This is a genomic window from Actinacidiphila acididurans (assembly GCF_016918855.1).
Taxonomy (GTDB): Bacteria; Actinomycetota; Actinomycetes; order Streptomycetales; family Streptomycetaceae; genus Actinacidiphila; species Actinacidiphila acididurans.
In genome coordinates, this window is record NZ_JADKYB010000001.1 from 394,521 (window position 1) to 420,294 (window position 25,774).

22 protein-coding genes and 1 pseudogene are annotated in these 25,774 nt (G+C 71.8%); 15 read left to right on the forward strand and 8 right to left on the reverse strand.

Annotated elements, in window-relative coordinates:
• The first annotated feature begins 148 nt into the window (after window positions 1-148).
• Window positions 149-871, forward strand: coding sequence for an IclR family transcriptional regulator (locus tag ITX44_RS01750; RefSeq protein ID WP_205355400.1), 723 nt, complete (start codon window positions 149-151; stop codon window positions 869-871).
• Between the two features lie 20 nt (window positions 872-891).
• On the opposite strand, the gene ITX44_RS01755 is transcribed toward ITX44_RS01750, so the two are convergent.
• Window positions 892-1,476, reverse strand: coding sequence for a TetR/AcrR family transcriptional regulator (locus tag ITX44_RS01755; RefSeq protein ID WP_205355134.1), 585 nt, complete (start codon window positions 1,474-1,476; stop codon window positions 892-894).
• Window positions 1,477-1,595: 119 nt separating this feature from the next.
• The gene (locus ITX44_RS01760) at window positions 1,596-1,778 is read right to left on the reverse strand and encodes a hypothetical protein (RefSeq protein ID WP_205355401.1); all 183 of its coding nucleotides are present in this window, start codon (window positions 1,776-1,778) and stop codon (window positions 1,596-1,598) included.
• A 494-nt stretch (window positions 1,779-2,272) separates the two neighbouring features.
• On the opposite strand from ITX44_RS01760, the gene ITX44_RS01765 reads away from it, so the two are divergent.
• The 10 genes from ITX44_RS01765 to ITX44_RS01810 all read left to right on the forward strand — a co-directional run bounded on the left by ITX44_RS01765 (window position 2,273) and on the right by ITX44_RS01810 (window position 15,103).
• Window positions 2,273-3,019, forward strand: a complete 747-nt coding sequence (locus tag ITX44_RS01765) for an alpha/beta fold hydrolase (RefSeq protein ID WP_307795032.1) — start codon at window positions 2,273-2,275, stop codon at window positions 3,017-3,019.
• A complete protein-coding gene (locus tag ITX44_RS01770; RefSeq protein WP_205355136.1) occupies window positions 3,016-4,647 on the forward strand; it encodes an FAD-dependent monooxygenase in 1,632 nt (543 codons plus the stop codon). The genes ITX44_RS01765 and ITX44_RS01770 overlap by 4 nt, the downstream gene beginning before the upstream one ends.
• A 20-nt stretch (window positions 4,648-4,667) precedes the next feature.
• A complete protein-coding gene (locus tag ITX44_RS01775; RefSeq protein ID WP_205355137.1) occupies window positions 4,668-6,770 on the forward strand; it encodes a hydantoinase/oxoprolinase family protein in 2,103 nt (700 codons plus the stop codon).
• An 11-nt stretch (window positions 6,771-6,781) separates the two neighbouring features.
• On the forward strand, window positions 6,782-9,106 hold the full coding sequence (locus tag ITX44_RS01780) for a hydantoinase B/oxoprolinase family protein (RefSeq protein ID WP_205355138.1): 2,325 nt from the start codon (window positions 6,782-6,784) through the stop codon (window positions 9,104-9,106).
• A gap of 200 nt (window positions 9,107-9,306) precedes the next feature.
• Entirely contained in the window at window positions 9,307-9,888 is a 582-nt protein-coding gene (locus ITX44_RS01785) for a hypothetical protein (RefSeq protein WP_205355139.1), read from the forward strand.
• 170 nt (window positions 9,889-10,058) lie between these two features.
• Window positions 10,059-10,874, forward strand: coding sequence for an alpha/beta fold hydrolase (locus ITX44_RS01790; protein WP_205355140.1), 816 nt, complete (start codon window positions 10,059-10,061; stop codon window positions 10,872-10,874).
• Between the two features lie 4 nt (window positions 10,875-10,878).
• A complete protein-coding gene (locus ITX44_RS01795) occupies window positions 10,879-11,748 on the forward strand; it encodes a VOC family protein (protein ID WP_205355141.1) in 870 nt (289 codons plus the stop codon).
• Window positions 11,749-11,875: 127 nt separating this feature from the next.
• Complete coding sequence (locus ITX44_RS01800; RefSeq protein ID WP_205355142.1) at window positions 11,876-12,445, forward strand: carboxymuconolactone decarboxylase family protein; 570 nt, start codon at window positions 11,876-11,878, stop codon at window positions 12,443-12,445.
• On the forward strand, window positions 12,438-13,244 hold the full coding sequence (locus tag ITX44_RS01805; protein WP_307795033.1) for a helix-turn-helix domain-containing protein: 807 nt from the start codon (window positions 12,438-12,440) through the stop codon (window positions 13,242-13,244). The genes ITX44_RS01800 and ITX44_RS01805 overlap by 8 nt, the downstream gene beginning before the upstream one ends.
• A gap of 212 nt (window positions 13,245-13,456) precedes the next feature.
• On the forward strand, window positions 13,457-15,103 hold the full coding sequence (locus ITX44_RS01810) for a molybdopterin-dependent oxidoreductase (protein WP_205355144.1): 1,647 nt from the start codon (window positions 13,457-13,459) through the stop codon (window positions 15,101-15,103).
• 247 nt (window positions 15,104-15,350) lie between these two features.
• On the opposite strand, the gene ITX44_RS42015 is transcribed toward ITX44_RS01810, so the two are convergent.
• Window positions 15,351-15,479 (reverse strand): hypothetical protein, encoded by a 129-nt coding sequence (locus tag ITX44_RS42015; RefSeq protein ID WP_265934133.1) that lies wholly within the window; start codon window positions 15,477-15,479, stop codon window positions 15,351-15,353.
• Between ITX44_RS42015 and ITX44_RS01815 the strand changes: the two genes are divergently transcribed.
• A complete protein-coding gene (locus ITX44_RS01815; RefSeq protein WP_205355145.1) occupies window positions 15,451-15,804 on the forward strand; it encodes a COG4315 family predicted lipoprotein in 354 nt (117 codons plus the stop codon). The two genes, ITX44_RS42015 and ITX44_RS01815, sit on opposite strands and share 29 nt — an antisense overlap.
• Before the next feature lie 54 nt (window positions 15,805-15,858).
• On the opposite strand, the gene ITX44_RS01820 is transcribed toward ITX44_RS01815, so the two are convergent.
• The 3 genes from ITX44_RS01820 to ITX44_RS01830 form a co-directional block, all read right to left on the reverse strand.
• Window positions 15,859-16,581: an FAD:protein FMN transferase gene (locus ITX44_RS01820; RefSeq protein ID WP_205355402.1), complete on the reverse strand. Its 723-nt coding sequence runs from the start codon at window positions 16,579-16,581 to the stop codon at window positions 15,859-15,861.
• 69 nt (window positions 16,582-16,650) lie between these two features.
• The gene (locus tag ITX44_RS01825) at window positions 16,651-17,289 is read right to left on the reverse strand and encodes an FMN-binding protein (protein ID WP_205355146.1); all 639 of its coding nucleotides are present in this window, start codon (window positions 17,287-17,289) and stop codon (window positions 16,651-16,653) included.
• Between the two features lie 7 nt (window positions 17,290-17,296).
• Window positions 17,297-18,661, reverse strand: a complete 1,365-nt coding sequence (locus ITX44_RS01830) for a ferredoxin reductase family protein (protein ID WP_205355147.1) — start codon at window positions 18,659-18,661, stop codon at window positions 17,297-17,299.
• A 152-nt stretch (window positions 18,662-18,813) separates the two neighbouring features.
• Here ITX44_RS01830 and ITX44_RS01835 point away from each other — a divergent pair, with 152 nt between their 5' ends.
• Both ITX44_RS01835 and ITX44_RS01840 read left to right on the forward strand, forming a co-directional pair.
• Window positions 18,814-19,551 carry a response regulator transcription factor gene (locus ITX44_RS01835; protein ID WP_307795034.1) on the forward strand — a complete coding sequence of 246 codons (738 nt, stop codon included), beginning with the start codon at window positions 18,814-18,816 and terminating at the stop codon, window positions 19,549-19,551.
• Between the two features lie 308 nt (window positions 19,552-19,859).
• The gene (locus ITX44_RS01840) at window positions 19,860-21,287 is read left to right on the forward strand and encodes a sensor histidine kinase (RefSeq protein WP_307795035.1); all 1,428 of its coding nucleotides are present in this window, start codon (window positions 19,860-19,862) and stop codon (window positions 21,285-21,287) included.
• A 15-nt stretch (window positions 21,288-21,302) separates the two neighbouring features.
• Here the strand turns inward: ITX44_RS01840 and ITX44_RS01845 are convergent.
• A pseudogene (locus tag ITX44_RS01845) lies at window positions 21,303-22,323 on the reverse strand (aldo/keto reductase).
• Window positions 22,324-22,373: 50 nt separating this feature from the next.
• Between ITX44_RS01845 and ITX44_RS01850 the strand changes: the two are divergent.
• On the forward strand, window positions 22,374-23,012 hold the full coding sequence (locus ITX44_RS01850; protein WP_205355149.1) for a TetR/AcrR family transcriptional regulator: 639 nt from the start codon (window positions 22,374-22,376) through the stop codon (window positions 23,010-23,012).
• Window positions 23,013-23,066: 54 nt separating this feature from the next.
• Here the strand turns inward: ITX44_RS01850 and ITX44_RS40665 are convergent, their stop codons facing one another.
• Window positions 23,067-25,556, reverse strand: a complete 2,490-nt coding sequence (locus ITX44_RS40665; RefSeq protein ID WP_205355150.1) for an FtsX-like permease family protein — start codon at window positions 25,554-25,556, stop codon at window positions 23,067-23,069.
• Between the last annotated feature and the right edge of the window lie 218 nt (window positions 25,557-25,774).

Consider the following 25,774-nt stretch of genomic DNA (forward strand, 5'->3'; position numbering starts at 1 on the left):
GGAACCCACATGAGAGTTACCTCCTGGAACTGGAGTCGCGGGCCGCGTCAGAGGCAGGTGACCGCTGAAGGCTTCGGGACAGGTATAGGAGTACGGTTCCAAGCGCGGCAAAATATGTTCCATGACACGGAACAACAGCCAAGGGAACATGCTCGACAAGGCGATGACCGTGCTCGACTGTTATCAGCCGGACGGCGGTGCGTTCCGTCTCACGGAAATCGCTTCCCGCGCGGGCCTGGCCAAGACAACCGCGTTCCGGCTCTGCTCCGACCTGGTGCGTCTGGGCCTGCTCGACCGCGACGGCGACACGTACCGGCTCGGTGGCAAGCTGTTCGAGCTGGGGTCACTGGTGCCGCGTCGGTTCCAACTGCGAGAGGCGGCGCTGCCCTTCCTCCAGGACCTGTTCGAGGCCACGCACGAGACCGTGCACCTCGGGATCCGGGAAGGGCGAGAGGTGGCCTACGTCGAGCGGATCCACGGTCATCAGGCCCTGTCGCTGCCCTCCCGGATCGGCGGCCGACTGCCTCTGACGTGCACCGGGGTGGGCAAGGCCCTGCTGGCCTTCTCCGGCGAGGAGCTGATCGAAGAGGTGCTGGCCCAGCCGCTGCCTCGGCTCACCCCCCATTCGGTCACCGATCCGGTACGGCTGCGTACCGCCATCGAGCAGATCCAGGTGTTCGGCCTCGCCTACGAAGAACAGGAGGCCGTCCTGGGCGTGTGCTGCATCGCCTCACCTGTCTTCGACGGATCGACAGCGGTGGCTGCTTTGTCGGTGGCCGTCCCTCGCGCCCGCTTCCGGTCGGCCCAACTGGCCCCGGCGGTACGGACCGCGGCGCTGGGCCTGTCACGCGCATTGCGCTCGGGCGGCTGACCTGCCCGGGCCCGCCCGGCTCAGGCGGTGCGGGCCTGAAGGATGCCTTCGACGCCGTCCAGGAAGGTCTCGGAGATCAGTTTCGGGTCGAAGAGACAGCCGGCTGCCATCGCGCCGTCGCGGAGCATGACGAGGTGCCGGCCTGCGGCGTCGGCCGGTGCGTCGCCCGTCTGGGCCAGCAGATCTGTGACGGTGTTCAGGAACCATGCCCGGTGGGCCAGGACGGCCTGGTGGACCGGGTGGGAGGCGTCGGGGTACTCGGCGACCGCGTTGAGGAAGGCGCATCCGCGGAATCCGGGGGATTGGATGTCCTCCGCGATGGACCTGGCGACGGCCCGGACCTGGTCGGCTGCCGGCTCGCCGCTCGCCAGGACGGCGGCGGCCCGCTCCCGGAGCGCCCGGTCGGCCACGCCGATGTAGGCGACGATGAGTTCTTCCTTGCCCGGGAAGTGCCGGTACAGCGTGGCCCGGGTCACCTTCGCCTCCGCGACGATCCGGTCGATGCCGACGGAGTGGATCCCCTCCGTGTAGAAGATCCGGGTTGCTGTGCTGAGCAGCCGCGCTCTCGCTTCAGAGACGCTGCCGCCTTCTGTACTCCGACTCATGTTCCCTAGGCTAACAAACAGCAGAACGTTCGGTCTCTATGGCGAACGCACCAGTTCTGTTCGTCGTCCCGGCCTTGCCCCGGCCCGTGGGGTCGAGCTAACCCTGTCCCGCACTGGCATCACAGGGCGTACCGCACCAGCCATTCGTCGGCGCTGTAGGTGTTGCGGGCCGGGTCGAGCACGGTGGCGGCCCGCTCCTCGATCGTGTCCTCCAGGCGGATCCGCCCGGGCAGGGCGCCGAACCGGGCCCGCCGGGCGGCCGCGGCCTGTGCGGCGTCCGCGATCTCCGCGGTTTCCGCCATGGCGGCCGCGGCATTCGGAACGTTCTGCGCAGATGTCATTTCGCTGCTCCTTCGCCGCGTCTCTGCTCGGGGTCGGGATCTGTGGCCGGGAGCGCGGTCCCACTGCCGCCCATGCGCCGATTCGATCACGCGGTGGACCTGCGGGCCAGGGGCGGCGGGCGGACGTCAGGGAATCGTCATATTTGCTGGCGGCCAATGAGTACCGAACGTTCTGTCTCTTCACTTTGGTACGGTGACGCCGTGAGTCCGGCGTGACTGCGGACTCACGGGAAGTGGGACCAGCTCAGCCGCTCACGCCTGGCTGTGGTCAACGCTTGCCCCACGTCGTAGAGTGAACGTTACATACATGACGTGCGGGTGATGTCCCTGACCTCGTCGCAGTTGATCGCCCCCGACGAGTTCCTCGCTCGGCTGCCGTGAACAGGCGCCCGACGTACGATCCACTTAGGAGGCTGTAGGTGTCGGCCACACCAGAGGATGCCGTCCGTAAAGGCGTGAGTCCCCCTCTCGTCCTGCTCCACGGCGGCGGGCCGGGCGTCGACGCCGACAGCAATTGGGCGGGTGTACGCCCGCGGCTCTCCAGCGAGTTCCGCTGCCTGGCCCCGGATCTTCTCGGGTTCGGCACGCGGATCGCCGGATCCGCCGGGATCAAGGGGCCGCGGGCCTGGGCGACGGCCCGGGCACGGCAGGTCCTGGACATCCTCGATCGGCACGGCCTGGAACGTGTGCACCTGGTGGGCAACTCGGCCGCGGGCGGAGCCGCCGCGTTGGCCCTTCTGTCCCTGGCGCCCGACCGGATCGGGCGCGCGGTCGTCATGGGGGGAGCAGGGACGGGGCCGCTGCCGGCAACGGTTCCCTTCTATGACGACCCGACAAAGAGGTCCATGCGGGCCACCCTTGGCAGGTTGGTCGCCGACGAGAGCGTCCACGATGCCCTCCTCGACGAACTCGCTGAGATCCGGCTGCGGCAAGCACTGCGTCCTGGAGCGGAGGCGGCCTTCCGGTCGATGTTCGCCGACGTCGTCGACGGCCCCCCTCCCGTCGATCCCACGAAGATCACCAAACCGGTCCTCGCCCTGCACGGGGAGCGCGACCGGGTCTCCCCGCCCGAGGTTTCCCAGCGCCTCGTCGACGCCTTGCCCAGCGCCCGCCTCGAGGTGGTGGCGGGGGCCGGGCACTGGATCCACGTCGACCGGCCGGATGAATTCTGCAGCCTGGTAGGGGAGTTCCTGAGCGCATGACACAGCCGATCAGCAACAGTGAGGACCGGGTCGAGGTCCTGGTCGTCGGTGCCGGCCCGGCTGGCCTGACCCTCGCCATCGACCTGGCCCGGCGCGGCGTGGCGTGTCACGTCGTGGAGGCGACCGAAGAACGGGGCGTCAATCCCCGGTGCAACACCACATCCGCGCGGTCGATGGAAATCTTCCGGCGACTGGGACTCGCGGACGACATCCGGCGGGCCGGACTGCCCGAGGACTACCCCACCTCGATCCAGTACCGGACGACCCTGAGCGGTGAGGAGATCTTCCGCCTCGACCTGCCGGCGGCCCGCGACGTGCTGGACGGTGTCGGCAAGGACCAATGGCCCACCCCGGAGCCGCAGCACCGGATCTCACAACTGTTCCTCGAGCCGATCCTGGAGCAGTACGCGAGCGGGCTTCCCGGACTGACCCTCGAGCGTGGGACCCGGCTGGTCGAGTTCCGGCAGGACGACGACCACGTCGAGGCGGTCGTGGAGGCCGCCGGGGTGCGCCGGACCCTGCACTGTGCCTACGTCGTGGGCTGCGACGGCGCCCACAGCACCGTCCGACGCCAGCTGGGCATCCGCTACGAGGGTGTCGACGCGATCCAGCAGTTCGTATCGACCTTCCTCCGCTCACCCGAGCTCGGGCGGCTGGCCGCACGGGACCGGGCCTGGACGTACTGGACCTACGGCCGCCGGATCGCTTCGCTGATCGCCATCGACGGTGACTCGCTGTGGCTCAACCACGTTGCCTTCGCCCCCGATCACGACACCGAGGGCGAGGATCCCGAGGAGCTCCTGCGGGAGGCGGTGGGGAAGCCCGTCGAGCACGAGGTGCTCGGCGTGGTGCGCTGGACCGGACGCCGGCTCGTCGCCGAGCGGTACCGCACGGGGCGGGTGTTCCTGGCCGGCGACGCCGCCCACATCTGGATCCCCGTCGGGGGGTTCGGCATGAACGCGGGGATCCAGGACGCGGCCACGCTGGGCTGGATGCTGGCGGCGGTCCACCACGGGTGGGCGCCGCCGTCTCTGCTCGACGCGTACGAACCGGAGCGCAAGCCGGTGGGTGAGCAGTTCGCCCGTGCGGTGGGGACGGCGGCGCACAAATCGTTCGCGGAGTTCTCGCCGGACATCCACCTGCCGGGCCCGGACGGCGAGCGGGCTCGCGCGGCGTTCGCCGACCGGCTCGCGGTCACGGAGCCGCACCGGTATTCACCCGACGGCTTCAGCTTCGGCTACCACTACGCGCAATCCCCGCTGGTGGTCGGCGGCGAAAAGCAGGTCGCGATCACCATGGGTGGTCACCTCGAACGAGCGCGGCCCGGCTTCCGGCTGCCGCACGTCTGGCTCGACGACGACCGGTCGGTGCTCGACGTGCTCGGCCCCGGCTTCACCCTGCTGCGGACGGACACAGCCGTCGGTGTGGCGTCCTGGACCCTGGCGGCTCGTGAACTCGGCATCCCCTTGGCCGTGGTCGACCTGCCCGCCCGGTGGCCTGACCGCTATCCCACCGAGCTGCTGCTCGTGCGTCCTGACCAGCACGTCGCCTGGATGGGCGGGGCGGACGCCCGTCCCGACGAGCTCCTGAACACAGTCACCGGGCGCGCTGTCGCCCACCAGCGGTAAAGATCACCAGGAGAAGGCACATGTCATACGCATTGGGCATCGACGTGGGCGGCACGTTCACCGACGCGGTCGCCTCGGACGGTGCGGGCCGGATCGTGTCGGCCAAGACGCCGACCACGCCGCCGCACCGCGAGGTCGGTGTCATGCGCGCGATCGAGGACATTGCGGGCGAGCTGGGTATCGGCGTCGCTGAACTGCTCACACAGACCGACTACATCGCCCACGGCACGACCGCGTCGATCAACGCTCTCGTCCAGGGCCACGTGGCCGACGTCGGGCTCATCGCCACGAAGGGCCACCGGGACGCGATCTACATCATGAATGCCGAGGGCCGCACTCTGGGCCGGTCGGCTCATGAGGTCCAGGACACGCTCCGGCAGCGCAAGCCCGCACCGCTGATCCCGAAGTACCGGGCGCTCGAAGTCACCGAGCGGATCGACCACTCCGGGAAGGTGCTGGTCCCGCTGGACGAGGACGAGGTCCGCCATGTCGCGCGGTCCCTCGTGGACCAGGGCGTCGAGGCGATCGCGGTCTGTCTGCTGTGGTCGTTCAAGAACGGTGCCCACGAACAGCGCGTCCGCGAACTGATCCACGAGATCGCCCCGGACATGTACGTCACGCTCTCCTGCGAGGTCAGTCCGCGCATCCGCGAGTTCGCGCGAACCTCCACGACGATCATGAATGCCCAGGTGGGCCCGCGGTTGCGCACGTATCTCCTGCCCCTGCAAAAGCACTTGGAGGAGGGCGGACTCAAAGGGCCCCTGCTGGTCATGCAGAGCGAGGGCGGCACCATCACCGCCGACCGGGCACCCGAACACGCCATCACCACCGTCGGGTCCGTACTGTCCGGCGGTGTCATCGGCGGGATGCGCCTGGCCGAGCAACTGGGGCACCGCAACGTCATCACCACCGATGTCGGCGGCACGACGTTCCTGGCGGGACTCATCGTCGACGGGGAGCCGGTCATGGCGCCGGGCTCCATCGTCAACCAGTTCCCGATCAACGCGGCGACCATCCGCGTGCACACCATCGGCTCGGGTGGCGGGGCACTCGCGTCCGTGGACGCCGGCGGCAACCTGCGACTGGGCCCGCAAAGCGCCGAGGCCGTCCCCGGTCCCGCCTGCTACGGCAACGGCGGCACACGCCCCACGAACACCGACGCGAACCTGGTCCTCGGCATCCTCAGCCCGCATGGGCTGCTCGGCGGCCGGAAGCCGCTCCGGATGGACCTGGCGCGGCAAGCGATCCGCGAGCATGTGGCCGAGCCGCTCGGCCTGTCCGTCGAGGAAGCCGCCATCGCCATCCACGAGGTGCAGAACGCACAGGCGGGAGACCTCCTGCGCCGGGCCGTCGTGCAGGCCGGCTACGACCCCCGCGACTTCGTCGCCTACGCCTTCGGCGGTGCCGGACCCGCCCACTGCGCCGGCTACTGCCAGGACCTGGGAGTGAGCGAAGTCGTCGTTCCGCTGGGGCCCGTTGCCTCCGCCTTCTCGGCCTACGGTCTTGCGGCCTCGGACATCGTCATGAGCGCCGAACTGTCCGATCCGTCCTCCTTCCCGGTCGATCACACCGTGCTCGAATCCCACTACGCCCGCCTGGAAGCCGACCTGCAACGCGCCCTGGACCGGCAGAAGGTGAAGTTCCACGACGTGACAGTGCAGCGTGAGATCGACCTGCGCTACTCGATGCAGGTCACCGAACTGGCGACGGCCGTCCCGGACACGGAGTTCACCGAGCGCACCGGTGACGAGATCCTCGAGCGTTTCGAGGAACAGTACGAACGCATCAACGGGAGCGGCGCCGGCTACCGCGAGGCCGGTGTGCAGGCGATCACCTATCGCGTACGGGCCAAGGCCGGCCTCGGCTTTCCCATCAGGCTTCCCGCCGTCCCCGAGGCCGACGGCCCCGACCCGGCGGAAGCCCTGCTCGCAGAGCGCGACGTCTGCCTCGACTCACAGATCGGCTTCGTGCCCACACCCGTTTACGACTATGCCCGGCTGCGCGCGGGCCACGAACTCGTCGGGCCGGCGATCGTCGACGTCCCGACCACGGTGGTCGTGGTCCCCGCCGGGGTCACCGGCCGGGTCGACCACTTGGGCAACCTCGTTCTGCGCTACCAGTGAGGACAGCTTCCATGACATCCAGGATCCCCGGGGCGGACGAGTTCACCAGCCGGCCCCTGCCACGCGAGGAACTGCTGCGGCAGATCTCGCCCACCCTGCCGCTGCACCGGATCGACGACGAGCGGGCCGACCAGGTCGATGCCCTGACCTACGAGGTCGTCCGTCACCGGCTGTGGGCCATCACCCAGGAAATGGGCGAGACGCTGCGGCGGATGTCGGGCTCGCACGTGGTCACCGAGTCCAACGACTTCAACTTCTCCATCTGCGACGAGCTCGGCGAGCAGGTCCAGGTCGGTGCCTACAACATCGGACTGATCGGCTCGATGGACCTGGCCATCGTCTGGACGCTGCGCAATCGCAGTGACAACCCGGGCATCGCCGAGGGCGACATGTTCTTGTGCAACGACCCGTGGATCGGTGGCGGGCTGCACCAGAACGACGCCGCGGTCCTGGCCCCGATTTTCCACGACGGCAAGCTGTTCGGCTGGACAACGGCCATCGCCCACCAGGTCGACCTGGGCGGGCCGCGGCCGGGCTCGTTCAGCCCGTCGGCCCAGGACGTGTTCGGCGAGGCGGTGCCCACTCCGCCGCTCAAGGTGGTGCGTGACGGCGTGCTGCAGCGTGACGTCGCGGATGCCTGGGTGCGCCGGTCGCGCCTGCCGCACCTGGTGGGTCTCGACCTGCGAGCCAAGATCGCGGCCAACAAGAACGCCATCGAGCAGATCCTCCGGCTCATCACCAAGTACGGCGCCGACACCGTCAAGGGCGTGATGCGCCGGATGATGGACGACGCCGAGCGGCGGCTGCGGGCCAAACTCGAGACCCTGCCCGACGGGACGTGGACCGCGGTCGGCTATCAGGAGCAGTCGCAGACCGGTGACCGTGGTCTGCACGCCATCAAGGTCGCAATGACGAAGGAAGCGGACCGGCTCGTCTTCGACTTCCGCGGAACGGCCGAGCAGACCGGCATCATCAACTGCCCCTACCCGGGGCTGCGGGCCGGGATCGTCTTCACGATGCTGCCTTTGCTGGCCGGGGACATCCCCTGGGCCGCGGGCGGACTGATGCGCTGCTTCGAGATCGTCACCGACGAGGACACCATCACCAACGCCTCGTTCCCGGCCGCCGTGGGCAAGGGACCCTTCGGCCCGGCGTGGGGAGCGGGCAACCTGGTGGCCGAGGTGCTCGCCAAGATGCTGGACGCCGAACCGGCACATCGCAGCGACGTGCAGTCGATCTGCAACGGCACCACCGACCTGTGCGTCGTGTCCGGCGTCGACGTCCGCGGCGGCGGCAGCAAGCGCTTCGTGTCTCCCGTCTTCGACGTCATGGCCGGCGGCTACGGGGCCCAAGTGCACCACGACGGTGTCGACACCGGCGGCCGGCTCATCATCCCCTCCGCACGGGCACCCGACGTAGAGATGACCGAGTACCTCTACCCCCTCGTGGCCCTGTGGCGGCGGGAGCAGACCGACTCCGGCGGACCGGGGCGGCAGCGCGGAGGCATGAGCGGCTCGGTCTGCTACGTGCAGCACCCGGACCAGACCGGGACGATGTCCCTGGTCGTCTCGGGAACCGGCAAGGTCGCGAACCAGAACGTCGGACTGGCCGGGGGATACCCCGGAAACTCCCAACTCGACCTGGTGGTACGCGGCATCGATGTTCCCCAACTCGCCCGGGCGGCCGCCATTCCCACGGACCTGGGCGAGCTCGGCGGCGAGGTCGAAGTGCTGCCCTGCGAAGGGGAATCCGACCTCGGTCCCGGCGACGCCCTTTACCTGCACTGGCAGGCCGGTGGCGGGTACGGCGACCCGCTTCTGCGAGCGGCGGAAAGTGTGCGCGACGACGTGCTGCAGGTACGTGTGTCGGCGGATGCCGCGCGGGATGTCTACGGCGTCGTGCTCCGCGAGGACGGTGCGGTGGACGCGACCGCGACCGAGGAGTTCCGGGAGCAACTGCGGCACCGTCGTGCCTCCGGCGCCGGGCTGTCCGACACCGCGCTCGCGCCGATCGGCACGCCGGATCCGAGCGGGGCACGCCGACTCGACGACAACCTCGCCGTCCGGGAATCGCCGGACGGGGGCACGGTGGTGTGCGTCCACTGCGGCACCGAGATCGGACCACTGGCCGGGAGCGCGTTCGTCGCGGCACTGGCCCGCCGCGACTCGGCACCGACCGAAGCGGGCCCTCACATCTGGCACGACCCCCTGGTGTACGTCGATGCGGAGGTCGTCTTCCGGCAGCTGTTCTGCCCGGGCTGCCTGACCGCGGTCAACTCCCGCGTCGTGCCCGTCGACCACCCCCTCCCCGCCGACCACTACAGGGGCTGGGCCTGAGACCGGCTCGGGTCCGCCGCGCTCCATGGTCGTGAAAGAGAGAACGTTCTGCTTTGACAGGACGCGGCGGACTGGTCATGCTGGAGCGAGATAGAACGTTCCGTCCAGTGGCTCGTCCTACTCACCTCCATGCGGAGGAAGCGATCGCGGCGCCTGCTGAATCGCGCATTCCCCCTTCGTCACAGCCCGAAAGGAACATCGTGACCACCGTTGACTCGCCTGCCGCCGACTCGCCTGCGACCACCGGCCGATTCGCCCCCGCTCTGCGCCGGCTGTACTTCGTGCGGTTCGGGTTCGCCATCGTCTGGGCGGCCTTGCTGTTCGCCAACAGGTCCCACCTCGGGGCCCTCGGCATCACCCTGCTCGTCGTTTACCCCTTGTTCGACGTCGCCGCGGCCGTCGTCGACATGCGCTCGTCCGGGGCGACCGGACCGATCCGCGGCCTGCAGGCGAACATCGCGATCAGTGCGATCGCCACCGTCGGCCTGGCGATCGCCGGCGCCTCCGGAGTCCCGGCAGTCCTGCGCGTGTGGGGTGCCTGGGCGATCGTTTCCGGTGCTGTCCAGCTGATCGTGGGTCTCAGCCGTTTCAAGGGCACGATGGGTGGCCAGTGGCCGATGATGCTCAGCGGTGGCATTTCCGTGCTGGCCGGGGCGTCGTTCATCCTGGGGGCCTCCGCCTCGAACCCCAAGCTGACCAACGTGGGCGGCTACGCCATTCTCGGCGGCGTCTTCTTCCTCGTCTCGGCGCTGCGTCTCGGTCGCGCCCGCACAGCGGACTGACGTGGACAACTCGTATGACTGGTGTCCCGTCCCGACCGATCGCCAGGGGACGGGACACCAGCATGCTTTTCCCCGTAAGGGGTTCATGTGCTGGCCTCCGGCATGGAAGACGATCTCGATGATGTGTACACTTATGTAGTGAGCGCTACATACATGATTGGGGGACCGGAGTGACGAGCACATTGGATGTCGGGGACGCGCGGCTGGCCTATACCGAGGCCGGTTCGGGCGACCCGGTCGTGTGGCTGCACGGCTCGGGGCCGGGAGCCACGGGCATGAGCAACTTCGGCGGCAACCTGGCGGCCTTCGAGGACTACCGGAACATCGTGGTGGATCTCCCCGGCTGGGGAAGCTCCCCGCGGCCCGCCACGGATGAGCCACTGATCTTCCACGCGGCCGAACGTGTGTGCCGCGCCATGACAGCCCTGGGGATCGAGCGGGCCCACCTGGTGGGCAACTCCTACGGCGGCGCCGTCGCGATGCGCATCGCGATGCGCCGGCCCGACCGCGTGAACCGGCTCGTTCTCATGGCACCGGGCGGAGTGCTCCCGACGGACGCACCACCGTGGCCGGTCGGACTGGAGCGCCTCTTCGGCTACATGGCGGCCCAGAAGCCTTCGCGCGAAGCCATGGCCGAGTTCGTACGGCTGATGGTGTTCGACGAGACACTGGCGACCGAGTCCCTCATCGACGAGCGGTACGAGTCGAGCCTGAGGGCCCACCCCGAGCTGCCGATCCCCCCGAACTTCGGCGACTTGACTCCCGACCTGGCTCTCGTCGCCGCCCCCACGCTGCTCGTCTGGGGGAGGGAGGACCAAACCGTTCCGCTGGCCTGGGCACCCAGGATCCTTGAGGGCATACCCGATGCGGAACTCCGCGTGCTGCCGCACTGCCGGCACTGGGTGCAGTACGAGCGCGCACCCGAGTTCAACCACATCGTTCGCGAGTTCCTCCAGGGTGGAGCAACCGCCGTAGCGGAGGGATGAAACCGTGGGTATCCGCAAACTGGGTTACGTAGGGCTCAACGTCACAGATGTCGACGCCTGGACGGACCTGCTCGGACGCACGCTGGGAATCGGTGTCACCACAGCGAAGTTCGGCACTGACGAGGTCGCGCTTGCCGAACTCGACGAGTTCAAGTATCGCGTGGCTCTTCACCCGTCCACCGAGGACACCCCACGAGAGCTGGGCTGGATCGTCGATACCCCGCGAGAGCTGGACAGGCTCACCCAGAGGCTCACCGACGCAGGCTTCACTGTCGAGGAGGGCTCGGCGGAGGAGAGGGAACTGCGCGGCGCCACCCGTCTGCGCTGGTTCACCGACCCGGTCGGATACCGAGTGGAGCTGGCGATCGGTGAAGCCAGGGCGCGCACCGGCGTCGCGCGGCCGGACGGGACGAACCCCGGTGCCACCGGCCTCGGACACTTCGTGCTGGCCAGCCCCAAGCTCGACGAGCTGCGCGAGCTCTACGAGTCCGTGCTCGAGTTCAAGCTGACCGACTACCGCGCCCCCGGCCTCTTCTTCTTCCGCTGCAACTCGACCCACCACAGCATCGCGCTCGCGAACGCGCAGACGGCCTCGATCCACCACCTCGAGTTCGAGCACGGCTCGATCGACGACGTCGGGCGGGCTTACGACCGGGCCAGGGCCAACGGTGCGCCGATTTCGATCAGCCTCGGCCGGCACATGAACGACAAGGCGATCTCGTTCTACGTCCGGAACCCCAGTGGATTCCACCTCGAGATCGGCTGCGGCGGAATCGACGTCGGCGATGACTGGGTGCCGCATGACTTCGGTGTCCCGGACGTCTGGGGACACCACCACACCAACGCCAATCCGTTCGCTTCGCCGACGTCATGACGAGCGCTCCTCGAGGTCCTGACCTCTCCGGTCACCGCGCACTCGTCACCGGCGCGCCGAGCGGTCTGGCGCGCGTTTACCTCCGAGGGAATTGGTTCGGCGTCGTGGCTGCCGCAGACTCCGGGGCATGACCAGTTACCAGATCCACACTGCCGATACCGCCTCCGAAGCCGCGAAGGAGCCGCTGGCAGTCCTGCGAGGGGCGTTCGGGTTCGTTCCGGCCGCGGCCGGGCTCATGGCGAACTCGCCGGCGCTGTTGAACACCTTCTTCTCCGCGTTCGGGCACTTCCGGGGTGGCGGCACGTTCGGCCCGGACGAACGGCAGGTCCTGCTGCTGTCCAACGCGATCGCCAACGGAAGCGAATGGGCGGTCGCGTTCCACACGCTGGAGGCGCTCGCGGACGGGGTCGAACCGAGCGTGGTCGAGGCCCTGCGCCGCGGCGATCTGCCCACCGACCCGCGGATGGCGGCGCTGTCGGCGCTCACCCGCGCGTTCATCGACAAGCGGGGCCGGCTCGACGACGCGGACGTGGCGGCGTTCACGGCGGCCGGCTTCACCGAGGAGCAGCTGTTCGAGGTGATCACCGGGGTGGCGATCTCCGCGATGACGAACTACACCGCGAACGTCGCCCGCCCACCGCTGGAACCGGCGGTGCGGCCCCACGCGTGGACCGCGGGACACTCCAGTGGTGTCTGAGGTCGGTCCACTGCTGAAACACTGGAGGAGCGCACGGCGGTTGAGCCAGCTGGCTCTGGCCGCCGAGGCCGCGGTGTCGATCCGCCATCTGTGTTTCCTCGAGACCGGCCGCGCGAACCCCAGCCGAGCCATGGTCCTGAAGCTCGCCGAGGTGCTCGACGTACCCCTGCGCGAACGCAACACCCTGCTGCTCAAGGCTGGTTTCGCGCCCGAATACCCCGAGTCCGAACTGGACGCGCCGTCGCTCGCCGCCGTCCGCGACGCGCTCGAGACCATCCTGACGCAGCAGGAGCCCTTCCCGGCCCTGGTGATGGACCGGAGCTGGGACATCCGGCACACCAACGCCGCCGCTCGCCGCTTCTTCGCCTTGCTCCAGGACGGGCAGGCGAAGACGGCTCCCGGGCCGGCGAACGTGCTGCGCCGGATGTTCCACCCCGACGGCGTCCGCCGGCACGTGACGAACTGGCCGGAGGTTGCCGAGGCGCTGGTGCGGCGCGTGCGCCGGGAGGCGATCGGGGGTGTCACCGACGAGCGCGCCCAGCGGATCCTCGACGAGGTGCTGAACTACCCCGGGGTGCCGGCCCCGCTGCGGTCGCTCGACGCGGCCACGCCGGTGCTGCCGATCGTGCCGATCCGGTACGTGCACGGCGACCGGCGGTTCGACTTCTTCTCCACCGTGACGACGCTCGGGACACCGCAGGACGTGACCCTGCAGGAGTTGCGCATCGAGTGCTTCTTCCCGATGAACGACGAAACCCGACTGCACGCACGTCAACTCGCCGAGTCGGCGCAGCTCTGACCCGGCGACCCGCGGTGTCGCCCGGCGCCCGTCGGTAGACTTACTAGTAAGTCTACCGTGTTACGCTCATCAGCGGCCGGATCGCCGCTCTCGACAAGCGGCCGGGGTGCCCTGACGGGCCGGGCGGCTGTTCCTGGTCAGCCACTGGCGACAAGTCCGCATCACTCACGCCCGGTTCTCCCGGGCCGGGTGACAACCTTTACGGAGGACGCATGAGCGAGGAGCAGCGCGGCGGCGCGCGGGGGAGGGCCGCGGAGAAGCCGGCGGCGGATCCCGGGGGAGAGGACGCAGAGCAAGAGCCGGGCTCCGGCACGGCCAGGACGCGCTGGGTCGCCCTCGGCGGCCGGATCGCGCGCGGGGCGCTGGTCGGGCTGGTGGCCGGCGGCGTGGGGCTGGCGGTGGGTGAGCTGGTTTCGGTGGTCACCGGGAAGGCGTCTTCGCCGGCGGTGGCGGCCGGGCAGTGGGCGATCAGCATCACGCCCACGTGGCTCGAGCAGTTCGCGATTCGCAACTTCGGCAGCAACGACAAGACGGCGCTGCTGACCGGCGTCTACGCGACGCTGGCGGTGGTGGCGGCCGCCGGCGGCGTGCTCGCCCGCGTCCGGCTGACCATCGCGACCCTGCTGGCCGTGGCGTTCGGTGTGATCGGTGCGATCGTCGCGGTCACGCGGCCGGCGGCGAACACGAGCTGGCTGTTCCCCTCGCTGCTCGCCGGACTCGCCGCGACGTTGGTGCTGCGCCGGCTGACGGCCCTGTCCCGGAAGGAATCGGAGGCTTCCGCCGGGTCCGGCGAACGGCGCCGCTTCCTGCTCGGCACGCTGGGTACAGCCGCGGGCGCGCTGGTGGCCGGCTACGGGGGCGACAAGTGGGTCAACTCGCGCTCCAGCGTCTCGGCCGCGCGCGCGAAGGAGGTGCTGCCGACCCCGAAGACCGTGCTGCCCGAACCGCCCGCCTCGGTGCACCCGAACGTGCGCGGGCTCGGGCCGTTCTTCACTCCGAACTCCGATTTCTACCGGGTGGACACGGCGCTCACGGTCCCTCAGGTGGACCCGAAGTCCTGGAAGCTGAAGATCCACGGCATGGTGGACCGCCCGTTCGAGATCACCTTCGACGAGCTGCTCTCCTACGCGTTCGAGGAACACGACATGACCTTGACCTGCGTGTCGAACCCGGTGGGCGGCCCGTACGTCGGAAACGCGCGGTGGCTCGGCACGCCGTTGGCGCCGCTGCTGCGCCGCGCCGGCGTCCACTCCGGGGCGGACATGATCTTGTCCACCTCGACCGACAGGATGACGATCGGCTCGCCGGTCGAGGCGGTGCTCGACGGCCGGCAGGCGATGCTGGCGATCGCGATGAACGGCGAGGCGCTGCCGGTCCAGCACGGCTTCCCGTGCCGGATGCTGATTCCCGGCCTGTACGGATACGTGTCGGCCACCAAGTGGGTGACCGATCTGAACATCACCACGTTCGCCTCCTCCGACGCGTACTGGACGCCGCGCGGCTATTCGCCGCAGGCCCCGGTCAAGACCGCGTCCCGGATCGACGTGCCGGCGAGCGGGGCGAAGGTACCGGCGGGGACGGTGGTGCTCGCCGGCACGGCCTGGGCCACCCACCGCGGCGTCAACGCGGTGGAAGTGCAGATCGACAACGGGGCCTGGCGGGAGGCGACGCTGGCGGCGTCGGACACCCCGGACACCTGGCGGCAATGGTCGTATCAGTGGGCGAACGCGCCCAAGGGCTCGCACAAGGTCAGGGTGCGCGCGACCGACGGCACCGGCACGGTGCAGACCTCGGTCGTCCAGGGCGTGGTGCCGAACGGCTCCACCGGGTACCACACGATCACCGTCCAGGTTTCCTGACCGGCGGCGCGGGCGGCCTGACGCCGCCGTGGCGCAATTCAGTAGAGAGAATGTTCTGTCTTGCTCTCGTGGTGGAGTCGCGCTAGATTCACGGGTGTATCGAACGCTACATACATGGACCGCGTGTCGGTCTGCAATCGCAAATAAGGATGGTCATGCTCCGTAGGACTACAGCGCGAACGCTTGGCTTCGGCCTCTCCCTCGCCGCCATGGCGACGCTCGCGGCAGCATGCAGCAGCTCGTCCAGTCACCCGTCGGCCGCTGATTCGACGACGGCCTCGGCGACGACGGCCTCGGCGGCGCCGAGCTCGGCCGGCTCCTCGGCCGGCTCAGGTTCGTCGATGGTCTTGAAGACCGCGAAGGGCAGCGCAGGCATCTGGCTCACCGACTCGGCCGGCCGCACGCTGTACCTGTACACCAAGGACAAGGGAACGACGTCCGACTGCTACGACGCGTGCGCCAAGCAGTGGCCTCCGCTCACGACGACTCAGCCGGTGACCGTGACCGGCCAGTACACCGTGCCGAGCGATCTGGGCAGCATCACCCGGACCGACGGCACGAAGCAGGTCACCTACGGAGGCCACCCGCTCTACTACTACAAGGGCGACACCGCGGCCAACCAGATCAAGGGCCAGGGCGTCGGCGGCACATGGTTCCTCATCGGGCCGATCGCCAACATCATGAACGGCAGCAAGCCGTAACAACCGCCGGGCGAGTGCTGCCGCGGCGCCTCGAGCCTGCCGGCGCCGCGGCCGTCAGGCGAGGGGCGCGCGGGCCGCGGCGAAGCCGGCGCTGTGCCAGGTCGCGCCGTCCGGCAGGACGACGAACGCCTCGGTGGCGGTCTCGGCCGCCAGCCAGAACAGGGCCCGGCGGCCCATCGCGCAGGCGGCGGTGGCGGACACGTCCGCGTCCGTGAGCGAGGGGCCCACCACCGTGACGGAGGCCAGTTCGGGCGGGGCGGGGCGGCCGGTGGCCGGGTCGACGATGTGGGCGCCGCGTTCGGCCGGTCCCGAGGTGGCCACCGCCATGCGCCCCTCGGCGGGCACCACCGCGGCCAGCTCGCCCCGGCGCAGCGGGTCGCTCACCCCGATGTGCCAAGGGCCGCCCTGCACCTGGACGTCACCGCCGCCGTTGACGCACACCGCCTCCGCGCCGGCCTCGGCCAGCAGGTCCGCGGCCCGCTCGATCGCCCAGCCCTTCACCAGGCCGGTGGGGTCGAAACCGCCCGCGTACCCGGCACTGAACCAGCCGTCGGTGCGTTCGTACGCCCGCGCGCACAGCAGGTGCACCTCGCGCACCTCCGGCAGGCAGTCGGCCAGGGCCAGCGTGCCCGCGGCCAGCCGGCTGACCTGGCTGTCCGGGCGGTAGGTGGAGAACACCTCGTCCACATGGCGCAGCCAGGCCACCGCGGCTTCCAGGGCCGGTTCCGTCCGGCGCGGGTCGCCGCCGCGCACGTCGAAGGAGAACACCGTGCCCATGGTGTGCTCCACCCGCCGCAGCCGGCCGCCCGGCTCCCGTACCGTCTCGCCCGATCGATCGGACACGGCTCAGATACCCGCCTTGTCCAGGGCGCTCTGCAGCGACTGCACATAGCCCTCGCTGGTGTACGTGGCGCCGGAGACCGAGTCGATCTTCGCGCTCTGCGCGGACAGTGCTTCCTGGGTGAGCTGCGGCACCGCGAAGGAGGCGATTTCCTGGTCCCGCGGGTTCTGATCGGGCACCTGGAGCGTCTTCACCGCCGTCAGCCGCCCACCGGAGACGGTGACTTCGAGCTGGACCGGGCCGTACTGGGTCTGCACGGTGTCCCCGTCCACAGTCCGGGGGGCCGTCGTCTTTTTCGAACCCGAGCCCGAGCCCTTGGATGTACCGGAGCCGCCCGAACTCCCCGACGTGCCGGAAGCGCCTGAGCTACCCGAGGACCCGGACGTGCCCGACGAACCGGACGAGCTTCCGCCGGAGGACGTGCTTCCGGAGCCGGACCCGCCGGTGGCCGTGCCACCACCGGCCGCCGCCGTCCCCCCGGAGGACTGGCCCGTCCCGGAGCTCGCGGGGGGCGGCGCCGGCGCGGCGGCGGCGATCCCGGCCGTGGTGTGCGGCTTGAGGGACAGCAGGAGCGGCACCCCGGCCACGGTGGCCGCGGTGGACAGCAGGATGCGGCGCAGGGGCCGGCCGGGCAGAGCGGTCATGTCGGCCTCACAGTTCGAAGGACTCGTGGTGGATACGACGGGCCGGCACGCCCGCCGCGCGCAGTGCCTCGTAGGAGGCGCGGGTCATGCCGGGCGGCCCGCACAGGTAGACGTCGTGCTGGGCGATGTCCGGCAGGGTGGCGCGCAGGCCCGCCGCCGTCAGCACCGGGCGGCGGCCGTCGGGCGCGTTCAGGGCGAAGATCAGCCGGGCGCCGCGGGCCGCCGCGATCGACTCCAGCTCGCCGCGCAGCGCCAGGTCCTCGGCGGTGCGCGCGCGGTAGACCAGGGTCAGGTCGCCGCGCCGGGCCGACAGCGACTCGAACAGCGCCCGCAGCGGCGTCACCCCGACCCCGCCGGCCAGCAGCAGCACCTTCTCGCGGCTGCGGCGGGCCGCGGTCAGCGCCCCGTACGGGCCCTCCGCCCAGATCCGGGTGCCCGGCCGCAGCCGGGCCAGCGCGGCGCTGTGGCCGCCGACCGCCTTCACGGTGATCCGCAGCAGGTCCGGGCGGGGCGCGGCCGACAGCGAGTACGGGCTGGCCGTCCAGCGCAGCCCCGGCGCCAGGAACCGCCAGCGGAAGAAGTGCCCCGCCCGTGCCCCCAGGTCCGGCAGCCGCTCGCCGCGTACCAGCACCGACACCACCCCGGGCGCCTCGGGCACCACCGAGTGCACCCGCAGCCGGTGCCGCAGGTTGAGCCGTACCGGCGCCAGCACCCGGAACCACAGCACCGCCGCGGCGGCCGCGCCGTACAGCCCGTACCAGAACGCCCGCGCGCCGGTGCTGCCGACGAAGTCCGCGCCCAGCGCCAGCTGGTGCCAGAAGGCGAGGAAGATCGCCAGGTAGGTGAGCAGGTGCAGGTAGTACCAGGTCTCGTAGCGCAGCCTGCGGCGGGCCGCGCGCACCGAGACCGCGCCGACCACGAGCAGCAGCAGGCCGCCGAGGGCGCCCTTGCGCATGTCGGGGTAGGTCCAGATCACCGTCCAGGACTCGTGCAGCACCGCGGCGTGCGCCTGGGCGGCGTACCCCCACAGGATCAGCACGATGTGCGCGATCAGCAGGCACACCGTGTAGCGGCCGGCCATCGCGTGCCAGCGGGCCACCCGGTCGCTGCCCACGCCCCGCTCCAGCGCGGGGATCCGCGCCATGAGCAGGACCAGCAGCGCGCAGCAGTAGCCGGTGAGCAGCCCGGCGATGCGGCCGGCGCCCAGCAGCCAGTCCGCGTGCCCGACCACCGCCCTGGTGTCGTGCCACCAGAGGGCGACCGCCGCCGCCGCGCCGGCCCACGCCAGGACCAGCACCACCGCCGCGGGCGACCTGCTGCCGCCCGCGGCCACGGCGTGGCGCGCCTGTCGAGGGGGATACGTGGTGCTCATGCGGTGGTTTCCTTTCGCGGGCCTGTCCCAGCCACTGTGCGGCGGCTTCCTCTGAGCGAGCTCTGAAAGGGGCCCGGAGTGCCCTGATTCACAGGGATTCCAGAGACGGTCGTGTCCCGCAGGCGACCGCGGCCGTGGATCCTGGAACCACCATGAACAGCACCGCACAGCACCCGCTGACCCACCCGGACGGCTCCCCGGTCCGGATCCTGGTCGTCGACGACGAACCGGACCTCGCCGAGGTCCTCTCCGGCGTCCTGGAGTACGAGGGATGGCAGGTGCGCACCGCCGGGGACGTCGCCGGAGCCGTGGCCGAGGCCCGCGCCTTCCGCCCCGACGCGGTCGTGCTCGACGTGATGCTGCCGGACGGCGACGGGCTGTCCGTGCTCAAGCAGCTCCGCGCCGAGCAGCCGGAGGTGTGCGTGCTCTTCCTCACCGCCCGGGACTCCGTGGAGGACCGCATAGCCGGGATCACCGCGGGCGGTGACGACTACGTCACCAAGCCGTTCAGCCTGGAGGAGGTGCTGGCCCGGCTGCGCGGGCTGCTGCGCCGGGCCGGCATGACCCGGGCCCGCGAGCACGGCGCGGCCGTCCTCGCCGTGGGCGATCTGGTGATGGACGAGGACGCGCGCGAGGTCACCCGGGGCGGTGAGCTGGTGGACCTGTCGCCGACCGAGTTCGAGCTGCTGCGCTACCTGATGCGCAACCCCCGCCGCGTCCTCAGCAAGGCGCAGATCCTGGACCGGGTGTGGTCGTACGACTTCGGCGGCCAGGCCCACATCGTGGAGCTGTACATCTCCTACCTGCGGCGCAAGATAGACGCCGGGCGGGAGCCGATGATCCACACCGTGCGCGGGGCCGGCTACCTGCTCAAGGCGGCCGCATGGTGAGGCGGGCACGCACGGCGAGCCCCGGGACCGGGCGGCCGCGCCCCGCGCGCCTGGCCGCCGGCCGGCTGCGTCCGGCGCGTCTGGAGGCGGGGCGCCCGAGTCCCCCGCCGACCGCGGCCGGTCAGCCGCGTCCCGGGTCCACCGCCGCCGGTCAGTCGCGTCCCGGGTCCACCCCGGCCGGTCAGCCGCGTCCGGTACGGCTTGGTGCGGGGCGGCTGCGTCCGGCGCGCCTGGCTGCCGGGCGGTCGCGCCCCCCGCGTCTCGCGGCCGGCCGGGCGCGTTCCGGGCGCTTCCCGGCGGGCCGGCTGGTGCCGCGTACCCTGCGGGCCCGGCTCACCTGCGGGCTGGTGGTGCTGCTGGCGCTGAGCTGCGCGGCCGTCGGGATCGCCGCGGTCGTCGCGCTGCGGTCCTTCCTCACCGAGCGCGTCGACCAGCAGATCGCCGCGGCCGGCAGCCGTTTCCCGGCCAGCCTGGAACACTCCGCCGGCGTGCCCGGGGAGCCGGACAAGGACAACCAGTACGCCGACACCCGGCGCCAGGCCCCCGGCACGTTCGGGGCGCGGCTGCTGCACGGCGGGGTCACCGCCGCGGCCGTGGTCCGCTCCCGCGGCGACACCGACGTGGCGCTCACCGCCCACGACCGGGCCACGCTGGCCGCGGTCCCGGTGGACGGCCGCTGCCACGTCCTGGACCTGTCCTCGCTCGGCGACTACCGGGTGGTGGCGACGCCCGGTGACGACGGGGACGTGCTGATCACCGGGATGTCGATGCGCGGTGTCCACGAGGCCGAGGAACGGCTGGTGGAGGTGGAGGCCGCGGTCTTCGGCGGCGCGCTGATCGTCGCGGGCGCGGCGGGCGCCGTGTGGGTGCGTCTGTCGCTGCGGCCGCTGCGCCGGGTGGCGGCCACCGCGACCTCGGTGACCTCGCTGCCGCTGGACAGCGGCGAGGTGACGCTGCCCGACCGGGTGCCGGACACCGACCCGCGCACGGAGGTCGGACAGGTCGGCGCGGCGCTGAACCGGATGCTCGGCCACGTCGAGAACGCGCTGTCCAAGCGGCATGCGAGCGAGGAGCGGCTGCGCAGGTTCGCCGCCGACGCCTCCCACGAGCTGCGCACCCCGGTCGCGGCCATCCGCGGCCACGCCGAACTCGCGATGCGCCACCCCGGCCCGGTCCCGCCGGGCGTGGGCCGGGCGCTGGAGCGGATCTCCGCCGAATCGGTACGGATGGGCGGCATGGTCGACGACCTGCTGCTGCTCGCCCGGCTGGACGCCGGCCGCCCGCTGGCCCGGGACAGCGTGGACCTGACCCGGCTGGTGCTGGACGCGGTGGACGACGCCCGCGCCGCCGGACCGGACCACCGCTGGGCGCTCGATCTGCCGGAGGAGCCGGTGACGGTCATGGGCGACGCGGCCCGGCTGCACCAGATCGCGGCGAACCTGCTGTCCAACGCCCGCACCCACACCCCGGCCGGCACCAAGGTGACGGTCCGCCTGCGCCAGACCCCGCACGCCACCACGCTCGCCGTCACCGACGACGGGCCCGGCATCCCGGAGGGCCTGCGGGAGAGCGTCTTCGACCGCTTCACCCGCGCCCCCCACTCCCGTACCGGCCACGGCGCGGGACTGGGCCTGTCGATCGTGACCGCGGTGGCCGCCGCCCACTCCGGCTCGGCCACCGCGACCAGCACCCCGGGCGAGACGACCTTCACGGTCACGCTGCCCGGGCGGGACTGACGGGGAGGCCAGCTGTCAGCGGCGCCGCAGCGCCGGGTCGAGCAGCGCGGGCGGGGTGTCGAACTTCTCCTCCGGCGCCAGGTCGAGCCCCGGGGCCACGATCGCGTCGATCGCGTCGAGGACGTCGGCGGAGAGCACCGTGTCGGCGGCGGCGAGTTGCGAGTGCAGATGGTCCAGAGTGCGCGGGCCGATGATCGCGGCGGTCACGCCGGGGTGGGCGGTCACGAAGCCGAGCGCGAGCTGGATCATGGTTCAGGCCGGCCCGGTCGGCGACCTCCGCCAGCCGCTCGACGGCGTCGAGCCTGGCCCGGTTGGCGGGAAGGGCGAGGTCGAAGCGTTCCGGGCGGATCGCCGAGCGGCTGGTGGTGATCTCCCGGCCCGCCCGGATCGCGCCGGACAGCCAGCCCGAGGCCAGCCGGCTCCACGCCAGCACACCGAGCTCGTACTCCTGCGTCACCGGCAGGACGTGGGCCTCGATCCCGCGCTGCAGGATCGAGTAGCTGGGCTGCTCGGTGACGTAACGGCTCAGGTGGTGCTCGCGGGCGGCCCACTGGGCCTGCACGATGCGGTAGGCGGGGAAGGTCGAGGAGCCGAAGCAACGGATCTTCCCGGCGCGCTGCAGGTCGGTCAGCGCCGACAGCGTCTCCTCGTCGCTCGTGGTCGGGTCCCAGCGGTGGATCTGGTAGAGATCGACGTGGTCGACGCCGAGCCGGCGCAGGCTGTTGTCCAGTTCGGTGACCAGCCAGCGGCGGGAGCTGCCCCGGTGGTTGCGCTCCTCGCCCATCGGCATAGTCGCCTTCGTGGCCAGCACGATGTCGTCGCGGCGCCCGGCGATCGCCTTGCCGACCATCTCCTCCGACTCGCCGACGCTGTACATGTCGGCGGTGTCGATGATGTTGATCCCTGCTTCCAGGGCAGCGTCGACGACGGCGGTGGCCTCGTCCTGGGTGGTGCGCCCGATCGCGCCGAAGTTCATCGCGCCCAGCGCGAGAGTGCTGACCTGCACGCCGGTGCGGCCCAAGGTGCGGTACTGCATACCTGTATTCCTCCATGACGAGCACGTGCACGGGAAAATGTGGTGTGAAAATGTGCTGCTGGAGCGCGGTTCCGATTGGCAAACCCGACGGTGAAGGGAGCGGCACGGTGAACGAGGGCGCGGGGGGCGTGACCCGGTCCAAGCGGGCGGACGCCCGGCGCAACGAGGAGACCCTGCTCGACGCCGCCGCCGCAGTCTTCGTCGCCTCGGGCGTGGAGGCGCCGGTGCGCGACATCGCGGCCAGGGCCGGCGTCGGCATGGGCACGATCTACCGCCACTTCCCGACCCGGGCGGACCTCATCATCGCCGTCTTCCGGCACCAGGTGGAGGCCTGCGCCGAGGCCGGTCCCGCGCTGCTGGCGGACAACGAGTCCCCGCACGCCGCGCTGGCGCAGTGGATCGACCTCTTCGCCGACTTCCTGGTCACCAAGCACGGCCTCGCCGCCGTGCTGCAGCCCGGCAACGCCGAGTTCGACACGCTGCACGCCTATTTCCTCGACCGCCTCGCGCCCGTGTGCGCCCAGCTGCTCGACGCCGCGGTCGCCGCCGGCGAGATCCGCCCCGGCATGAAAGCCGTCGAGCTCATGCGGGGGGTCGGGAACCTGTGCATCGGCGCGGACCGGGATCCGAACTACGACGCTCGCCCGCTGATCGAACTCCTTGTCGCGGGGCTCCGCGTGCCGCAGTGACCTGCGCGGGCCTGCCCCCTGCCGTACGGCGGGCCCCTCATCGCTCCAGCAGGCTCACTCCAGCAGGCGGCGGGCGATCCCCGGTGGCTCGGCGCCGCCGGCGAGCCAGCCGGCCGCGGAGGCGAGCAGCGGCAGGCCCGGGAAGGCGAGGAGCAGCGGGAGCCAGGGGATGTGGTGCAGCGGGGCGAGGCCGTCGGCGTACGCGCACAGCAGGACCAGCCAGGCGCCCGCCGCTCCCAGCAGGGTGCCGGCCAGGGCCAGTGCGCCGGACGTGGCGGCAGTCAGGCCGCGCCTGGTGCGGGCGGTCGCGCCGGTGGCGGTCAGGGTGCGCAGGTCGGCGGCGGACTCGGCGCGGATGGTGCCGACCGTCATGGCCAGTACGCCGAGCGCGAGCCCGGCGCCCGCCACCACCGACGCCCAGCGCACCGTGTTCAGCCCGTCCTGCCGGTCGCGGACCTGCGTGACCAGGCCGTTCTGGGCCGCCATGGCGTAGCAGGCGGCCCGCTGGGCGGAAGTCAGGTCGTGCGGGGCGGTGACCAGCCAGCCCGCGGTGACCGTGCGCCAGCCCGCCGCCTCCACCGCGGCCGGGGTGACGAAGACCCGGGGCCGCGCGAACCAGGCGGGCCCGGCCACCCGTACGGTGCGGACGTGCAGGTCGCGGCGGCCGGCCGCGCCGAGCAGCGTCAGGTCGCCGTTTCCCGGCTGCGAGGTCAGCACCTGCGCCCCCGGGTGGGCGGCGAGATCCAGGCCGAACCGGCGTTCCGCGTCGGGCGTGGCCACGTACAGCCGCTCACCGGCCCAGCTGTGCGGGCCGGTGCTGCGGCCCGCCTCGATCACCTCGCGCCCCGGGCCGCCGCCGGACGTACCGGTGGGCGCGAGCACCGGGTCGTACGCCATCACCAGCGGGGTCACGCTCGCGCCGAGGGTCGCGGCGTAGTGCCGTACCGCGTCCTGGCGGCGGGCGAGGTCGGCGGGGGAGAGCAGCGGCACCCGCGGGTCGGTGCGGGCGGAGGTGCGGATCAGCAGGTCGCCGGCGGACAGGTTCCCGGTGGCCGCGGAGGTCTGGCTGACCGCGGCGAGCACGCTGATCACCACCGGCAGCCCGATCGCCAGGGTGACCGCGGCCAGCGCCGCGCCCGAGCGGGCCTGGTGCCGGCCGAGGTCGCGCAGCACCAGGCGGGTGGTGAGCGGGGCGCGGGCCGCGCCGGCGGCGAGCGCGCGGATCACCACCGGGCTGACCAGGAGCAGTCCGGCGACCACGGCCACGATTCCGGTCACCACCAGCAGCGCGTCGCTGCGGTGGGAGGCGGCCAGCGCCGCGCAGCCCCCGGCGAGCAGCACCGCCGCGGCCCACATCGACTGACGGGCCCGCACTGGTCCCGGCGGGCGGGCCGACAGCGCCCGCACCACGGGGACCCGGGCCAGCGTGCGGGCCGGCCACCAGGCCGCGGCCGCCGGGGCGGCGACCGTGACCGCGACGACCAGCGCGAGCAGCGGCCAGGGCAGCGCGTACCGGTCGATGCGGTGGCCCGCGCCGGCCGCCAGGCGCGGGGCCAGCGGCAGCCACGAGGCCAGGCCGAGCCCGGCCCCGGCCGCGGCGCCGAGCAGGCCGACCAGCAGCCCGTGGCCGAGCAGCACCAGCCGGACCTGCCGGTCGGTGGCGCCCATCGCGCCGAGCATGCCGATCTGCCGCAGCCGGCGCTGCGCGGCCACCGCGAAGCCGGCCGCGGCGACCAGGGCGACCAGCAGCAGGACGACCGTGGCCAGGGCCAGCACGAGGATCTCGGGCCCGGCGTCGCTGCCGGCCGAGCCGCGGTCCTGCACGGTGACCGGGAAGCCCCCCAGCCGGAAGGCGGTCATCGCCTCGGGCGAGGCGTCGGCCAGGAGGTCGGCGGAGGTCGCGGGCCGCCCGGCGACCTGGGTGCCGTCCGGCCCGGGACCCGCGGCCAGCGCGAAGGTGTCGGCCAGCCGCCCCGGGTTCTCCACCAGGCCCACCACGGCCAGCCGCTGTCCGGCGGCCGCGACCGTACGGCCGAGGCCGGTGCGCAACTCCTGGGCGGCGGACCGGGTGAGCGCGATCTCGCCGGGTGAGCCCGGCCAGCGCCCGTCCAGCAGCCGCAGCCGGCCCCCGCCGTACGGCCCCTGCGGGTCCTGTGCCCGCAGGTCCAGCGCGGTCGCCGAGCCGGGGACCGGCACCTGGCGGTGGGCGATCACCTGCACGGTGCCGAGCGCGGACCGGGCGCCGGCGATCTCCCGCCGCAGCGTGTCCACTCCACCCCCGGCCGCCTCCAGGTGCACCGACTGCCGCGCCGACCCGAACGTCCCCGCCGGATCGTCCCCGTAGGCCGCCGCCGCGGGCAGCGCGCACACCGCCGCGCCCGCCACCACCGCGATCAGCCCCACCAGCAGCACCTGCCGCCGCCACTCCCGCCGCAGCATCCGCCACGACCACCGCACCACCGCCACTCGCCCGGGCACCCCACCGTGCACGCTTCGCCCCTCGCGCACGACACCCGGCCGGGGCCTGTCCTGCTGCACGGTCACGGTCCCTCCGGCCTGTCGAGGTCCGTGCGGCCAGGGGCCGCCAGGCGTGTGGTGTCGTGGTCGCGGGCCGGGGCCGTGCGGTTGGTCGCCGGTGTGTGCTCTGTCTGTTGTACGGTCACGGTGTTTTGTCGGCCTCGGGCCGGTTGCGGTTCCTGGCCGGTTCCGAGGGTGTGCGCGATGGGGCGGTCGTGAGCCAGGGTCCGGACGGTCTCCTGTCG

What these genes read in the sequence shown, in the direction of transcription:
- ITX44_RS01800 (WP_205355142.1), top strand. Translation starts at nt 11,876, where the DNA reads ATGACCAGTTACCAGATCCACACTGCCGATACCGCCTCCGAAGCCGCG.
- ITX44_RS01760 (WP_205355401.1), bottom strand. Translation starts at nt 1,778, where the DNA reads ATGGCGGAAACCGCGGAGATCGCGGACGCCGCACAGGCCGCGGCCGCC.
- ITX44_RS01775 (WP_205355137.1), top strand. Translation starts at nt 4,668, where the DNA reads ATGTCATACGCATTGGGCATCGACGTGGGCGGCACGTTCACCGACGCG.
- ITX44_RS01770 (WP_205355136.1), top strand. Translation starts at nt 3,016, where the DNA reads ATGACACAGCCGATCAGCAACAGTGAGGACCGGGTCGAGGTCCTGGTC.
- ITX44_RS01835 (WP_307795034.1), top strand. Translation starts at nt 18,814, where the DNA reads ATGAACAGCACCGCACAGCACCCGCTGACCCACCCGGACGGCTCCCCG.
- ITX44_RS01820 (WP_205355402.1), bottom strand. Translation starts at nt 16,581, where the DNA reads ATGGGCACGGTGTTCTCCTTCGACGTGCGCGGCGGCGACCCGCGCCGG.
- ITX44_RS01755 (WP_205355134.1), bottom strand. Translation starts at nt 1,476, where the DNA reads ATGAGTCGGAGTACAGAAGGCGGCAGCGTCTCTGAAGCGAGAGCGCGG.
- ITX44_RS01830 (WP_205355147.1), bottom strand. Translation starts at nt 18,661, where the DNA reads ATGAGCACCACGTATCCCCCTCGACAGGCGCGCCACGCCGTGGCCGCG.
- ITX44_RS01850 (WP_205355149.1), top strand. Translation starts at nt 22,374, where the DNA reads ATGTGCTGCTGGAGCGCGGTTCCGATTGGCAAACCCGACGGTGAAGGG.
- ITX44_RS01810 (WP_205355144.1), top strand. Translation starts at nt 13,457, where the DNA reads ATGAGCGAGGAGCAGCGCGGCGGCGCGCGGGGGAGGGCCGCGGAGAAG.
- ITX44_RS01780 (WP_205355138.1), top strand. Translation starts at nt 6,782, where the DNA reads ATGACATCCAGGATCCCCGGGGCGGACGAGTTCACCAGCCGGCCCCTG.
- ITX44_RS42015 (WP_265934133.1), bottom strand. Translation starts at nt 15,479, where the DNA reads ATGCCTGCGCTGCCCTTCGCGGTCTTCAAGACCATCGACGAACCTGAG.
- ITX44_RS01825 (WP_205355146.1), bottom strand. Translation starts at nt 17,289, where the DNA reads ATGACCGCTCTGCCCGGCCGGCCCCTGCGCCGCATCCTGCTGTCCACC.
- ITX44_RS01750 (WP_205355400.1), top strand. Translation starts at nt 149, where the DNA reads ATGCTCGACAAGGCGATGACCGTGCTCGACTGTTATCAGCCGGACGGC.